The organism is Microbacterium sp. LMI1x-1-1.1 (assembly GCF_040676205.1).
GTDB classification, from domain to species: domain Bacteria; phylum Actinomycetota; class Actinomycetes; order Actinomycetales; family Microbacteriaceae; genus Microbacterium; species Microbacterium aquilitoris.
In genome coordinates this window covers 236748-249888 of record NZ_JBEGHM010000002.1, presented here as the reverse complement: position 1 = coordinate 249888, position 13141 = coordinate 236748, and the positions used below count along the sequence as shown (strand labels likewise).

At 69.5% G+C, this 13141-nt stretch carries 12 protein-coding genes; 7 read left to right on the top strand and 5 right to left on the bottom strand.

What is annotated here, in order from left to right; genetic code table 11:
* Positions 1 to 191: 191 nt before the first annotated feature.
* Complete coding sequence (locus MRBLMI1x_RS08865; protein WP_018188570.1) at positions 192 to 896, bottom strand: metal-dependent transcriptional regulator; 705 nt, start codon at positions 894 to 896, stop codon at positions 192 to 194.
* Positions 897 to 1003: 107 nt separating this feature from the next.
* Between MRBLMI1x_RS08865 and serC the strand changes: the two genes are divergently transcribed.
* A complete protein-coding gene (gene serC, locus MRBLMI1x_RS08860) occupies positions 1004 to 2122 on the top strand; it encodes a phosphoserine transaminase (RefSeq protein ID WP_363458255.1) in 1119 nt (372 codons plus the stop codon).
* Between the two features lie 71 nt (positions 2123 to 2193).
* On the opposite strand, the gene MRBLMI1x_RS08855 is transcribed toward serC, so the two are convergent.
* Positions 2194 to 2895, bottom strand: a complete 702-nt coding sequence (locus tag MRBLMI1x_RS08855) for a DUF3027 domain-containing protein (protein WP_363458252.1) — start codon at positions 2893 to 2895, stop codon at positions 2194 to 2196.
* A complete protein-coding gene (locus tag MRBLMI1x_RS08850) occupies positions 2888 to 3271 on the bottom strand; it encodes a cold-shock protein (RefSeq protein ID WP_020096861.1) in 384 nt (127 codons plus the stop codon). Before MRBLMI1x_RS08850 ends, MRBLMI1x_RS08855 begins: the two co-directional genes overlap by 8 nt.
* 106 nt (positions 3272 to 3377) lie before the next feature.
* Here MRBLMI1x_RS08850 and MRBLMI1x_RS08845 point away from each other — a divergent pair, with 106 nt between their 5' ends.
* Genes MRBLMI1x_RS08845 through MRBLMI1x_RS08835 form a run of 3 tightly spaced genes read left to right on the top strand, consistent with a single transcriptional unit; the run spans position 3378 to position 7035 of the window.
* A complete protein-coding gene (locus tag MRBLMI1x_RS08845) occupies positions 3378 to 3656 on the top strand; it encodes a hypothetical protein (RefSeq protein WP_018188574.1) in 279 nt (92 codons plus the stop codon).
* A gap of 1 nt (position 3657) precedes the next feature.
* Positions 3658 to 5364: a helicase-associated domain-containing protein gene (locus tag MRBLMI1x_RS08840; protein WP_363458248.1), complete on the top strand. Its 1707-nt coding sequence runs from the start codon at positions 3658 to 3660 to the stop codon at positions 5362 to 5364.
* Positions 5365 to 5391: 27 nt separating this feature from the next.
* Positions 5392 to 7035: a DNA repair helicase XPB gene (locus MRBLMI1x_RS08835; RefSeq protein WP_018188576.1), complete on the top strand. Its 1644-nt coding sequence runs from the start codon at positions 5392 to 5394 to the stop codon at positions 7033 to 7035.
* Between the two features lie 6 nt (positions 7036 to 7041).
* Here MRBLMI1x_RS08835 and MRBLMI1x_RS08830 read toward each other — a convergent pair whose 3' ends face one another.
* Positions 7042 to 8406, bottom strand: coding sequence for a CPBP family intramembrane glutamic endopeptidase (locus tag MRBLMI1x_RS08830; RefSeq protein WP_363458244.1), 1365 nt, complete (start codon positions 8404 to 8406; stop codon positions 7042 to 7044).
* A 99-nt stretch (positions 8407 to 8505) separates the two neighbouring features.
* Between MRBLMI1x_RS08830 and MRBLMI1x_RS08825 the strand changes: the two genes are divergently transcribed.
* The 3 genes from MRBLMI1x_RS08825 to MRBLMI1x_RS08815 all read left to right on the top strand — a co-directional run bounded on the left by MRBLMI1x_RS08825 (position 8506) and on the right by MRBLMI1x_RS08815 (position 11330).
* Positions 8506 to 9198 (top strand): response regulator transcription factor, encoded by a 693-nt coding sequence (locus MRBLMI1x_RS08825; protein ID WP_018188578.1) that lies wholly within the window; start codon positions 8506 to 8508, stop codon positions 9196 to 9198.
* A gap of 88 nt (positions 9199 to 9286) precedes the next feature.
* Complete coding sequence (locus tag MRBLMI1x_RS08820; protein ID WP_116228712.1) at positions 9287 to 10927, top strand: sensor histidine kinase; 1641 nt, start codon at positions 9287 to 9289, stop codon at positions 10925 to 10927.
* Positions 10928 to 11042: 115 nt separating this feature from the next.
* Positions 11043 to 11330, top strand: coding sequence for a WXG100 family type VII secretion target (locus MRBLMI1x_RS08815; protein ID WP_018188580.1), 288 nt, complete (start codon positions 11043 to 11045; stop codon positions 11328 to 11330).
* Positions 11331 to 11397: 67 nt separating this feature from the next.
* On the opposite strand, the gene groL is transcribed toward MRBLMI1x_RS08815, so the two are convergent.
* On the bottom strand, positions 11398 to 13017 hold the full coding sequence (gene groL, locus MRBLMI1x_RS08810; protein ID WP_018188581.1) for a chaperonin GroEL: 1620 nt from the start codon (positions 13015 to 13017) through the stop codon (positions 11398 to 11400).
* Between the last annotated feature and the right edge of the window lie 124 nt (positions 13018 to 13141).

Genomic DNA, 13141 nt, shown 5'->3' with positions numbered 1-13141 from the left:
GGGTGAGGATGCTGGCTCGTCGGCACTCCGTGTCGGGCACGGATGTAGGGGACACCAGGCGAATGACGAGCCGGAGAGGCAACTCGCGAGGCGGTCCGTGGCGGGCTTCTCGCCTATGGACCCTCCGAGGCTACCGGAAGGTAACGAATAAGTCACGCTCCCGCTCTTGCGAGCGGGGCCGCGAAGACGGCTCAGATCTCGCGCGCGTCGACGATGAAGATGTGCGAGGCGACCTCGACGGGGAGCTCGAGCGCCTCGTCGACGCCGTCCATCTCGACGAGGACGTACCCCTCGTTGAAGCGGAACGAGCCGGTGCGCCCGGGGACGACACCCGCGTCGCGCAGCTGCGTCAGGAGCTCGGGATCGACCTGCATCGGCTCCGCCAGACGACGGATGCTGCCCGTCACCGGCCCGCCGGCGTCGTTCAGCCGACGCACGAGGCCGACCACGCCGTTGTCGAATGCGTTGGCCGGAACGTCGCCCAGCTGGTCGAGGCCCGGGATGGGGTTGCCGTACGGGGACTCGGTCGGGTGGTCGAGGAGTTCGATGAGCCGACGCTCGACGAGCTCGCTCATGACGTGCTCCCAGCGGCACGCCTCTTCATGGACGTATGCCCAGTCGAGGCCGATGACATCCGACAGCAGGCGCTCGGCGAGACGGTGCTTGCGCATGACGTCGACGGCCTTCTGCCGGCCCGGGTCGGTGAGTTCGAGCTTGCGGTCCTCCGAGACGACGACGAGACCGTCGCGCTCCATGCGGCCGATCGTCTGCGACACCGTGGGGCCGGAGTGGCCGAGGCGCTCGGAGATACGCGCACGCAGGGGCGTGATGCCCTCTTCCTCGAGTTCGAGGATGGTGCGCAGATACATCTCGGTGGTGTCGATGAGGTCGGTCATGAAGGCCTTTTCGCGCGGGAGACAGTGCCTTCCCAGCCTATCCGGCATCCGGTCGCGGAGCGTCATGGAACCGGAGCCGCCGGGGCCTGCGCCTTAGACTTCTCGCCATGGCGACTGTGACCCTTCCCCGCGAGATCCTGCCCGTCGACGGACGATTCGGCTGCGGCCCGTCCAAGGTCCGTGCCGAGCAGCTCGAGGCGCTCGTCACCCAGGGGGCATCGCTCTTCGGCACCTCGCACCGCCAGGCACCCGTGAAGGACCTCGTCGGCCGCACTCGCTCCGGTCTCGCCGAGCTGTTCCGCCTTCCCGAGGGGTACGAGATCATCCTCGGCAACGGCGGATCGACCGCGTTCTGGGATGCTGCGGCCTTCGGTCTCATCGAGAAGCGGGCGCAGAACCTCGTGTTCGGCGAGTTCGGCGGCAAGTTCGCCGCGGCTGCCGCCGCCCCCTGGCTCGAGGCCCCCGATGTGCGCCGCGCCGAGCCCGGCACGAGCGCGAAGCCCGAAGCCGTCGACGGCGTCGACGTCTACGCCTGGGCCCACAACGAGACCTCCACAGGTGTCGCGACGGCGATCTCGCGCGTCCACGGCGACCCGGGCGCCCTCACCGTGATCGACGCGACGAGCGCCGCCGGCGGCATCGACATCGACATCACCGAGGCCGACGTCTACTACTTCGCGCCTCAGAAGAACCTCGGCTCCGACGGCGGCCTCTGGTACGCCGCGGTGTCGCCGGCCGCCATCGAGCGGATCGAACGCGTCGCGGCATCCGGTCGGTACATCCCCGAGTTCCTGAGCCTGAAGAACGCGCTCGACAACTCGCGCCTGCAGCAGACGCTCAACACCCCCGCCATCGCGACACTGCAGCTGCTCGACAGCCAGCTGCAGTGGATCAACGGCAACGGCGGCCTCGCCTGGGCGGGCGCCCGGACGGCGGAGTCCTCGGGCGCCCTGTACGAGTGGGCGGATGCCGCGTCCTTCGCGACCCCGTTCGTCGCCGACCCGGCCGACCGCTCCCCCGTCGTCGTCACGATCGACTTCGACGATTCGGTCGACGCGGCCGCCGTCGCGAAGAGCCTCCGCACGAACGGCATCGTCGACACCGAGCCGTACCGCAAGCTCGGTCGCAACCAGCTGCGCGTCGCGACGTTCGTCTCGATCGAGCCCGACGACGTCCGTCAGCTCATCCGCGCCATCGACTACACGGTCGAGCACCTCGCCGATTGACCACGCACGACGAACGCGGCCCCGAGGAGTGATCCCCGGGGCCGCGTTCGTGTGAGAGCGGATGCCGCGCGTCAGTACTCGCGCAGCACCTCCGCATTCTCGTCGTCATCGTTCTCGTCGTCATCGTCATCGTCATCGTCGTCGGATTCGTCCTCGTCGGACTCGTCGTCGTCCTCGTCGGACTCGTCGTCGTCTTCCGACTCGTCGAGCTCGTCGATGTCGACGCCGTCGACGTCGCCGGCGTGAAGGATCGGAGAACCGTCGCTCTCGAAGTCGCCGGCATCGAGGTCCTCGCCGTCGGCGTCATCCTCGTCGGCGTCTTCGTCGGCGTCGTCCACGTCATCGTCGTCGTCCTCGTCGGACGTGTCTTCGCCCGATGCGGCCTGAGCCGCCTGGTACTCCGCGAGCCGCTCGGCCCACGGCAACCACTCGGGAGCGAGCAGCGCGCCGTCGCCGGGCATCAGCTCCACCTCGAGGACGGTCGGGTCGGATCCCTCGACGACGGCGACGCTCACCGTCCAGAACCAGCCGGGGTAACCGGCCATCCGGTTCGCGAACCGGAGCGAGACGACACCTCCGTCTTCGAGCTGATACCCCGCGGCATCACCCACGGTCGCCTCGGGAGTCACCTCGAGAAGCGCCGCGCGCGCGAGGTCGTGCGCCTCGAACAGGCGCGGGTCGGTGGGGGCGGACGCCTCCGTCTGCTCGACAGGGGTGTCAGCCGACTCGACGGACGCGGTGTCCGGTTCTGCCGGTTCGGTCGATTCAGGCATCGAGGTCATCAGCGACCTTGCGGAGCACAGCGGCGACCTTCTTGCCGTGCGCGCCGCTCGGGTACCGCCCATGGCGCAGATCGCCGCCGATGCCGTCGAGGAGCTTCACGAGGTCCTCGATGATGACAGCCATGTCGTCGGCGGGCTTGCGGTTGCGCTTGCTGAGGCTGAGAGGGGCATCGAGCACCCGAACGGCGAGCGCCTGCAGACCACGGCGGCCGTCGGCGACGCCGTACTCGAGCCGGGTGCCGGGCTTCATCGTCGTGGTGTCGGCGGGGAGCGCGGTCGCGTGCAGGAAGACGTCCTGACCGTCGTCGCCGGTGATGAAGCCGAATCCCTTCGCCTCGTCGTAGAACCTGACCTTGCCGGTGGGCATGTGTCGAACCTCGCTGCTCGAGCCCGCGTGCGGGCATGGAAAAGTGGGACCGTCTCAGCCCCACCCACCACCCTAAGCCACCGCGGCGAGCCGCTACTCTGATCGGATGAGCACTCCGCCCCCGGCCGGCGACCTTCCCGTCCGTCGCATAGACCGCATCCTGGCGTTCATGTCCTTGGGACTGCTGGTGCTCTCGGTCGTCTGCTTCTTCTCGATCATCATCGCGTCGGGTCCGGGTGGACTGGAGCAGGCCGACTTCGCCTCGGGCATCTGGCCGGTGGTGAGCCTCATCGTCTACGTCGCGCCGCCGGTCGCCTTCGCACTGCTGCTCGCGCTGCTGATCATGACCTTCGTGCGACGGGGACGGGCCAACAAGGGCCGTTGACGTGACAGCTTCCGATGCTCGTGCCCTCGCGACCCGCCTCGCGACGCTCGATCCGGATGCCCTCGCCGCGGTGTTCGATGCCCGCCGCATCGCCCCGAACACGTCGTGGACCGACTTCTTCGACGCGGCCGATGCGCTGCTCGACCCCGCGCAGCTGAGCCGGGCTCTCGCCGACGTCTCCGACCTCGAGGCGGCCGCGCTCCGTGACGCCGTCGACGCCGATGCGGCAGTGACCCCCGGTCTTCGCGCCGGTCTGGTCTCACGCGCCCTCGCCGACGAGGAGGGCCGGCCCTACGCCGCCGTGGCTGCGGCCCTCGGCGGAGCCTCACCCGTCGAGTCGCCGGTGATCTTCGCGGGCGGGCCCGAATCGGATGCCGCGAGTGCCGAGCGCGCCTTCGACGCCGTGGCCTCGCTCGCCGACATCCTCCACGTGGCCACCCGCACCCCGCTCGGCCGCATCGGCTCCGGCGCCCTCGGAGCCGGTGACCGACGACGACTGGTCGAGGCGGGAGCGGCGGCGACCTCCGACGCAGCCGACACCCTCGTCGCGATCGCCGCCGAGTCCGGCCTGCTCGCGGGGTCGGAACGCAACTGGAGCGTCACCGAATCGGGAACGGCGTGGCTCGGCATCCGCACCGTGGAGCGGTGGATCGAGGTCGCCCGTCGCCTGCGCGACCGGCTGCCCGCCGCGCTGCGGGACGCCTCGGGCGGATGGCGCGACCCGTCGCAGTGGCCCGGTGCGTACCCGTTCGATCCGGCCTGGCCCGATCGCGTCCGCCGCCTCGCCGCGATGCTCACGCAGTGGGCCGTGCTCACCCCGGCGGGCACGACGCCGCAGTGGGCCGCGGGTCTCGCGGCCGGGAAGGACGTCGATGTCGCCGCGCTCCGCTCCCTGCTGCCGCACGAGGTGGACAAGGTCTACCTGCAGAACGACCTGACGGCCATCGCCCCCGGCCCCCTCGAACCCCAGCTCGACCAACGCCTGCGGACCACCGCCCGCCGCGAGTCCCGCGCGCAGGCGGCGACGTACCGCTTCACCGCCGACACGATCGGCGCGGCCTTCGCGGGCGGCGAGACCTCGGCATCCCTCACGGCGTTCCTCACCGAACTGTCGCTCACGGGCGTGCCCCAGCCGCTCGCCTACGAGATCGAGCGTGCGGCCGCCCGGCACGGCACCCTGCGGGTCGGCGTCGACCGTCTCGGATACACCCGGGTCTCGGGCGACCGCGACCTGCTCGATGCCATCAACGTCGATCAGGCGCTGCGCCCCCTCGGACTCGTGACCGACGGCGACGACCTCGTCACCCGCACGAGCGCCGACACGACCTTCTGGATGCTCTCCGACGCGCGCTACCCCGTTCTGGCGGTGGATGCCGACGGTGCCCCGCGGGCTCCGGGCCGCCACGAGGTCGCCGAGAGCGCGGCGCCGGAACCGACGGCATCCGATCGATACCGCCCGCTGATCGAGACCCTGCGCGCCAGCCTCTCCGACGACGCGGATGCCGCCTGGCTCGAACGCGAGCTCGACCAGGCCGTCCGCAACCGCGCGACGATCGAGATCACGGTCCGCATGCCCGACGGGTCGAGCCGGGACGTCACCCTGGAAGCCGCGGGTCTCGGCGGTGGTCGCCTGCGCGGTCGCGACCGCGCCGCCGACGTCGAGCGGACGCTGCCGCTGTCGAGCATCGTCAGCGTCCGGCCGGTGTGACCGGCGGGGCCGGTAGACTTGCCCGTTATGGCTGACGGCCCCCTCATCGTCCAGAGCGACCGAACCGTGCTGCTCGAAGTGGCGCATCCCGACGCGGAGAACGCGCGACACGAACTCGCGATCTTCGCCGAGCTGGAGCGCGCCCCCGAGCACATCCACACCTACCGCGTGACGCGGCTCGGGCTGTGGAACGCCCGCGCCGCCGGGCACGACGCGGAGGACATGCTCGCCACCCTCGAACGCTGGGCGAAGTTCCCCGTCCCGCCGTCGGTCTCAATCGACATCCGCGAGACCGTCGGCCGCTACGGCCGCCTCATCATCGAGCGCGATGACGAGGGGACGCTGATCCTCCGCTCCACCGACAAGCCGGTGCTCGCCGAGATCGCGCGGAACCGCCGCATCCAGCCCCTGCTCATCGCCCACCCGACACCCGATACGTATGTCATCGACGCGTGGGCGCGCGGTCAGATCAAGCAGGAACTGCTGAAGATCGGCTGGCCCGCCGAGGACCACGCCGGCTTCACCCCGGGCACCCCCCACGAGATCGAGCTGCACGAGGACGGCTGGTCGCTCCGCCCCTATCAGCGGAAGGCCGTCGACATCTTCAGCGAGGGCGGCTCCGGCGTCGTGGTCCTCCCCTGCGGCGCGGGCAAGACCCTCGTCGGCGCGGCGGCCATGGCCGACACGAAGACGACGACCCTCATCCTCGTGACGAACACCGTCAGCGCGCGCCAGTGGCGAGACGAACTGCTCAAGCGCACCTCGCTCACCCCCGAGGAGATCGGCGAGTACTCCGGTCAGTCCAAGGAGGTCAAGCCGGTCACGATCGCGACCTACCAGATCCTCACGGCGAAGCGGAAAGGCGAGTACGCGCACCTCGCTCTCCTCGACGCGCTCGACTGGGGCCTCATCGTGTACGACGAGGTGCATCTGCTGCCCGCACCGGTGTTCAAGCTGACCGCCGACCTGCAGGCGCGGCGCCGCCTCGGCCTCACGGCGACCCTCGTGCGTGAGGACGGCCGTGAGGGCGATGTCTTCAGCCTCATCGGCCCCAAGCGTTTCGACGCCCCGTGGAAGGAGATCGAAGCGCAGGGCTTCATCTCCCCCGCCGTCTGCTACGAGGTGCGCATCGACCTGCCGGCATCCGACCGGCTCGAGTACGCGGCGTCGGCGGACGACGAGCGCTACCGCCTCGCGGCGACCGCGCACGCGAAGATCGATGTCGTCCGCGACCTGGTCGCCAAGCACGAGGGCGAGCAAATCCTCGTGATCGGCCAGTACCTCGACCAGATCGACATCCTCGCCGAAGAGCTCGGCGCGCCGAAGATCACGGGGTCCACTCCCGTCGACGAGCGCGAGGTGCTGTTCGACGAGTTCCGGCACGCACGCATCCCCGTGCTCGTCGTCTCGAAGGTCGCCAACTTCTCGATCGACCTGCCCGACGCGTCGGTCGCGATCCAGGTCTCGGGATCGTTCGGGTCGCGACAAGAGGAAGCACAGCGCCTCGGCCGTCTGCTCCGCCCGAAGTCCAACGGGCACAAGGCGAGCTTCTACACGCTCATCGCACGCGACACCGTCGACCAGGACTTCGCGCAGAACCGCCAGCGGTTCCTCGCCGAGCAGGGGTACAGCTACACGATCCTCGACGCGGACAACCTGCTCGCCGCCTGACGAGCGTCAGTCGGACGAGGACGATCCGGACGAGCCGCCGTCCGATCCGCCGGCGCCCCCGGCATCCGATCCCATCGACCCGGAGCCACCGTCGGACGGCGACGGGGAGTCGGGCGTCGGGGTCGCGTCGGGAGCGGGCGCGTACTCGCCCCACCGCGGCGCCTGGTGCGGCTGCAACGGCGGTCCGTCGTACGGCTCGGGCGTCGGTGTCGGATCGACGGGCGGCTGCCCGTAGACAGGCGGCTGGCCGTAGACGGGCGGCTGGCCGTACACCGGCGGCTGGCCGTACACCGGCGGCTGGCCGTACACCGGCGGCTGGCCGTACACCGGCGGCTGGCCGTACACCGGCGGCTGGCCGTACACCGGCGGGTATGCGTAGGCGGCGGGAGCGTGCACCGGCTCCGGCGGCGGCGTGAGGCGCACGGTGCGGCGCCCGTCACCGCGGCGCCACAGCCACTCGACGACACCGACGAATGCGGCGATCATCACGGCGGAGGACACCAGGCTGACGATGCTCGTGTCGGTCGCCGCCGCATCGCTGAGCCCGAAGACCGAGAACCCGAAGGCGGCGAGGTTGTTCACGATGTGCAGGGCGATCGCCGCTTCGAGCCCGCCGGTCCGCCAGGTCAACCAGCCGGCGGCGATCGCGAACACCGCCACGCTCGCCTGCCCGGCCCAGTCGTAGATGTGTCCCAGCACGAACAGCGGCACGGGGAGCAGGATCGCCCATGCGGGGTGCTTCAACCACCGCCCGACCGTCTGCATGAGGTACCCGCGGAAGATGTACTCCTCCGCGGCCGCCTGGAAGGGCACCAGCAGGAGGACGACGAGAAGGGATGCCACGAACGCCGGGTTGTCCGCGGGCGCGACGACGTTGCCGCTCCCCTCCTCTGCCGGGAGCAGGAAGGACAGGGCCGAGATCACGATGTAGACGACCACCGCGGCACCCATGCACAGGAGGAGCCACTTCCATCGGAGCCTTCCGGCGACCGAGGAGATGTAGCCGACCCGTCGACCGTTCACGACGAAGGACGACAGCAGGTAGATCGGCCACATCACCGCGAGCGACAGCAGGATGATGGCGAGTCCGATCGGGTCGCTGACGTCGATCGTGAGGAGCCGGTCCGTCAGCGCGAAGATGTCGACGGAGGGATCGGTGGCGAGGACGACCAGGCCGAAGACGAGACCGATGACGGTGCTGACGACGAGGTAGAGGACGACGCCCATGGCACCGGTCGCCAGCGGCGTCCACCACCCGCGGCGCTGCCGTGCGAACACCAGCCGATGGAAGGCGGCACCCGGACCGGTGACGTCGGCCGGCAGTGTCGGCGCGGGTCGGGGCGGAACGGGGGCGGGATGCGGGACGGTCACCGTTCCATCCTGTCTCACCGCGCGCGGGGATCGTACTCCGGAGCGACCCGGGAACGGAATGTCCAGCAAACCGATGGATTCCGGTGCCAGTATGGGCTCATGACCGCTGCGCGCATCCTCGTCGTGGACGACGAGCCGAACATCCGGGACCTGCTGGTCACCAGTCTCCGGTTCGCCGGATACCAGGTCCGTGCCGTCGCGAACGGCGCCCAGACCATCTCGGCCGTCCTCGAAGAAGAACCCGACCTGATCATCCTCGACGTCATGCTGCCCGACATGAACGGGTTCAGCGTGACCAAGCGGCTGCGCGGTGCGGGCTACACGGCCCCCATCCTCTTCCTCACGGCGAAGGATGCCACCGAGGACAAGATCGAGGGCCTCAACGTCGGCGGCGACGACTACGTCACCAAGCCGTTCAGCCTCGACGAGATCGTCGCTCGCATCCAGGCCATCCTCCGCCGCACGATGCAGGCCGACGAGGACTCGATCATCAAGGCCGGCGAGATCACGATGGACCAGGACACCCACGACGTCCAGGTCGGTGATGTCTCGATCGACCTCTCGCCCACCGAGTTCAAGCTCCTGCGGTACCTGATGCTCAACCCCAACCGGGTGCTCAGCAAGGCGCAGATCCTCGACCACGTGTGGGAGTACGACTTCAACGGCGACGCCGGCATCGTCGAGAGTTACATCTCCTACCTCCGCCGCAAGATCGATCCGCACTCCTCCGAGCCGCTCATCCAGACCAAGCGCGGGTTCGGATACATGCTGAAGGCCGACCGCACCGCCTGAACGGAGGCGCCCCCTGGGCCCGACGGCATCGCAGGACCGCGTCACCCATTGGTGGCGCGGTCTCAGCCTGCGCACGAAAGTCACCGGCGTGACGGTGAGCATCCTGGCATTCGGGATGATCGCCGCCGGCGTCGGCACCATGATCTTCCTGCGGAACGCCCAGCTCGGCGCCGTCGATCAGTCGCTGACCCAGACGGTCACGACCGACATCGCGAGCAACCTCATGAACGTCACGCTCGACGACGGTGAAGCCACCTTCACCCCGATCGCCGCGGCGCCGACCGACTTCTCGGTCGCGGTGTACAGCGGTAAGGGCAAAGGCGAGCGTCTTGCCGTGGCGGGCGGTGACGACACCCTCTCGCCGCCTGCCTTCCCCGAGACGTTCTCGCTCGATCAGACGGTGCTCGACGGAACGGCGCCGTTCGATCTGCCGTCGGCCGACGGGACCGTGCGCTACCGCGCCAGTGTCGACACCCTCCCTATCCCGGGCTCACGGGAGTACTACACGCAGCTGGTTGCCCTGCCGCTCAACGACGTGAACCGGACGGTCGCCAACTACATCGGCATCTACACGGCCCTCGCCCTCTTCACGATCGTCTGCAGCGCGATCCTGACCCGCGGACTGGTGACCCTGGCGTTCCGCGGCCTCGGCCAGGTCGAGTCCACCGCCATGACCATCGCGCAGGGCGATTTCAGCCAGCGCATGAGCGACATCGCGCCGGGCACCGAGGTCGGCCGCCTCAAGACCGCGATCAACGTCATGCTCGAGCGGATCGACGAGGCGCTGGGCGAGCGGGACTCGACGGTCGATCGGATGCGTCGGTTCATCGGCGACGCGAGCCACGAGCTCCGCACGCCGCTCGTGACCGTCCGCGGCTACGCCGAGCTCTACCGCATGGGCGCCATCCAGGATCCGGAGCAGACGGCGCAGGCGATGGAGCGCATCGAGAAGGAGGCGATCCGCATGGGCGCCCTCGTCGAGGACCTCCTCGCCCTCGCACGGCTCGACGAACAGCGCGACGTCGCCGTGGTGCCGGTCGACCTGCGCCCGATCGCCCGCGATGCCGCACTCGACGCGCGCGCGGCATCCCCCGATCGCGACGTCTCGTTCCTGGGTCAGACCTCGACCTCCCCGGTCCCGATGGCGGTCTTCCCCGCGCAGGACCCCTCGCCGAAGCGGCGAGGCGGCGCCATCGCGGGAGCCGGCCGTCTCCTGCGCCGTCGGAATCGAGCGGATGCCGCGTCCCCCGATCAGGCGACCGAACCCATCCTGCTGCACCTGCCGCAGCCGGTCGTGCCGATCGTCCTCGGTGACGAGAACCGCATCCGCCAGGTCGTCGCGAACCTCCTCGGCAACGCCCGCCGGTACACTCCGGCAGGATCGCCGATCGAACTCTCCGTGGGGGCGGACCTCGAGACCGGACGCGGCTGGATCTCGGTCGCCGACCACGGCGAGGGCGTCCCCGAGCAGATCCGCAGCAAGATCTTCCAGCGCTTCTGGCGCGCCGACTCCTCGCGCACGCGCGAGACGGGCGGTTCCGGCCTCGGTCTGTCGATCGTCGCCTCCATCGTCGCGACGCTGCAGGGCACGATCGAGGTCACCGACACCGCCGGCGGCGGCGCGACGTTCACGGTGTCACTCCCGCTCGCGACGGATCGAGCGACCGCCGGGGCGGCTCTCGACGTCGCGACGCAGCCGCTCCCGCGGACACCGCGCAGCGAGAGCTGAACAGCCTCCTCCCCAGCGCACGACGGAACGGATCCCTCTCCCCAGGCGGCGAGGATGCGCGAAGGCCCCGGCGCGGGTCTTTAGCGTGGCGGCATCCCATTCGAAAGGAACCGTCATGACCGCCTTCACCGTCGACAGCGACGCCGTCCTCGCCGCCACCACCACGATCCGCGCCACGGGCGACCGTGTGCAGTCCGAGACCGCCGCCATGCTCGGTCATCTGACCCAGCTGCAGGGTTCGTGGACGGGCAGCGCGTCGGTCGCCTTCCAGGGCGTGGTCGAGCGCTGGCGCGCCGCACAGCGGGAACTGGATGCCGCCCTCGGCGACATCAGCACCGCGCTCGCCACCGTCGGCCAGCAGTACGCGCAGACCGAGATGGCCGCCGCAGGCATGTTCCGCTGACGCGTCCGCGAACGACGAAGGGCCCCTCCCGGAGGAGGGGCCCTTCGTGCTGGCTGTCAGCGCTGGATCAGAAGTCCATGCCGCCGGTCGGGTCGCCGGCCGGAGCCGCCGCCTTCTCGGGCTTGTCGGCCACGACGACCTCGGTGGTGAGGAACAGGCCGGCGATGGACGCCGCGTTCTGCAGCGCCGAGCGGGTGACCTTGGCCGGGTCGATGATGCCGGCGGCGAACATGTCGACGTACTCGCCGGTCGCCGCGTTGAGGCCCTGGCCCGCGGGGAGCTCGGCGACCTTGTTCGAGACGACACCCGGCTCGAGGCCGGCGTTGAGGGCGATCTGCTTCAGCGGAGCCTGGATGGCGACCTTGACGATGTTCGCACCCGTCGCCTCGTCACCGACGAGCTCGAGCTTTGCGAACGCCTTCTCGCCGGCCTGGATGAGCGCGACGCCACCACCGGGGACGATGCCCTCCTCGACGGCTGCCTTCGCGTTGCGGACGGCGTCCTCGATGCGGTGCTTGCGCTCCTTGAGCTCGACCTCGGTCGCGGCTCCGGCCTTGATGACGGCGACGCCACCGGCGAGCTTCGCGAGGCGCTCCTGGAGCTTCTCGCGGTCGTAGTCGCTGTCGGTGTTGTCGATCTCGCGGCGGATCTGGGTCACGCGACCCTCGATCTGCGCTGCGTCACCGGCACCCTCGACGATGGTGGTCTCGTCCTTGGTGATGATGACCTTGCGCGCGCGGCCGAGCAGGTCGAGGGTGGCGTTCTCAAGCTTGAGACCGACCTCCTCGGTGATGACCTGGCCACCCGTGAGGATCGCGATGTCCTGCAGCTGGGCCTTGCGGCGGTCGCCGAAGCCGGGAGCCTTGACGGCAGCCGACTTGAAGATGCCGCGGATCTTGTTGAGCACGAGCGTCGCGAGAGCCTCGCCCTCGACGTCCTCGGCGATGATGAGGAGCTCCTTGCCGTCCTGGATCACCTTGTCGACGACGGGCAGAAGGTCCTTGATGTTCGAGATCTTCTGGTTCGCGATGAGGATGTAGGGGTCCTCGAAGACGGCTTCCTGACGGTCGGCGTCGGTGACGAAGTAGGGGTTGATGTAGCCCTTGTCGAAGCGCATGCCCTCGGTGAGCTCGAGCTCGGTGCCGAAGGTGTTGGACTCCTCGACGGTGACGACGCCTTCCTTGCCCACCTTGTCGATGGCCTCGGCGATCAGGGCGCCGATCTCGGGGTCGGCAGCCGAGATGGATGCCGTCGCCGCGATCTGGTCCTTGGTCTCGATCTCCTTCGCCCCGGCGAGCAGCTCGTCGGAGAGAGCCTTGACGGCCTTCTCGATGCCCTTCTTGAGCGAGATGGGGTCGGCGCCGGCTGCGACGTTGCGCAGACCTTCACGCACGAGCGCCTGGGCGAGGACCGTAGCGGTCGTCGTACCGTCACCGGCGACGTCGTCGGTCTTCTTGGCGACCTCCTTGACGAGCTCCGCGCCGATCTTCTCGTACGGGTCGTCGAGCTCGATCTCCTTGGCGATCGACACGCCGTCGTTCGTGATCGTGGGGGCGCCCCACTTCTTCTCGAGCACGACGTTGCGGCCACGGGGGCCGAGCGTCACCTTGACGGCGTCGGCCAGGGTGTTGAGGCCGCGCTCGAGGCCGCGGCGGGCCTCTTCGTCGAAAGCGATGATCTTTGCCATAAGTGTGTCGTCCCTCCCGGACGTGAGGTTCAGTACCGTGCCCCCAGGGACTGGGAGCGGGATCGTTCTGGCACTCAGGATGAGTGAGTGCTAAATCATTCTGGCACTCGACCATAGGGAGTGC

Excerpts from the sequence above, each read along its gene's own strand:
- MRBLMI1x_RS08865 (WP_018188570.1), bottom strand. The coding sequence starts at position 896 with ATGACCGACCTCATCGACACCACCGAGATGTATCTGCGCACCATCCTC.
- serC (WP_363458255.1), top strand. The coding sequence starts at position 1,004 with ATGGCGACTGTGACCCTTCCCCGCGAGATCCTGCCCGTCGACGGACGA.
- MRBLMI1x_RS08855 (WP_363458252.1), bottom strand. The coding sequence starts at position 2,895 with ATGCCTGAATCGACCGAACCGGCAGAACCGGACACCGCGTCCGTCGAG.
- MRBLMI1x_RS08850 (WP_020096861.1), bottom strand. The coding sequence starts at position 3,271 with ATGCCCACCGGCAAGGTCAGGTTCTACGACGAGGCGAAGGGATTCGGC.
- MRBLMI1x_RS08845 (WP_018188574.1), top strand. The coding sequence starts at position 3,378 with ATGAGCACTCCGCCCCCGGCCGGCGACCTTCCCGTCCGTCGCATAGAC.
- MRBLMI1x_RS08835 (WP_018188576.1), top strand. The coding sequence starts at position 5,392 with ATGGCTGACGGCCCCCTCATCGTCCAGAGCGACCGAACCGTGCTGCTC.
- MRBLMI1x_RS08825 (WP_018188578.1), top strand. The coding sequence starts at position 8,506 with ATGACCGCTGCGCGCATCCTCGTCGTGGACGACGAGCCGAACATCCGG.
- MRBLMI1x_RS08815 (WP_018188580.1), top strand. The coding sequence starts at position 11,043 with ATGACCGCCTTCACCGTCGACAGCGACGCCGTCCTCGCCGCCACCACC.
- groL (WP_018188581.1), bottom strand. The coding sequence starts at position 13,017 with ATGGCAAAGATCATCGCTTTCGACGAAGAGGCCCGCCGCGGCCTCGAG.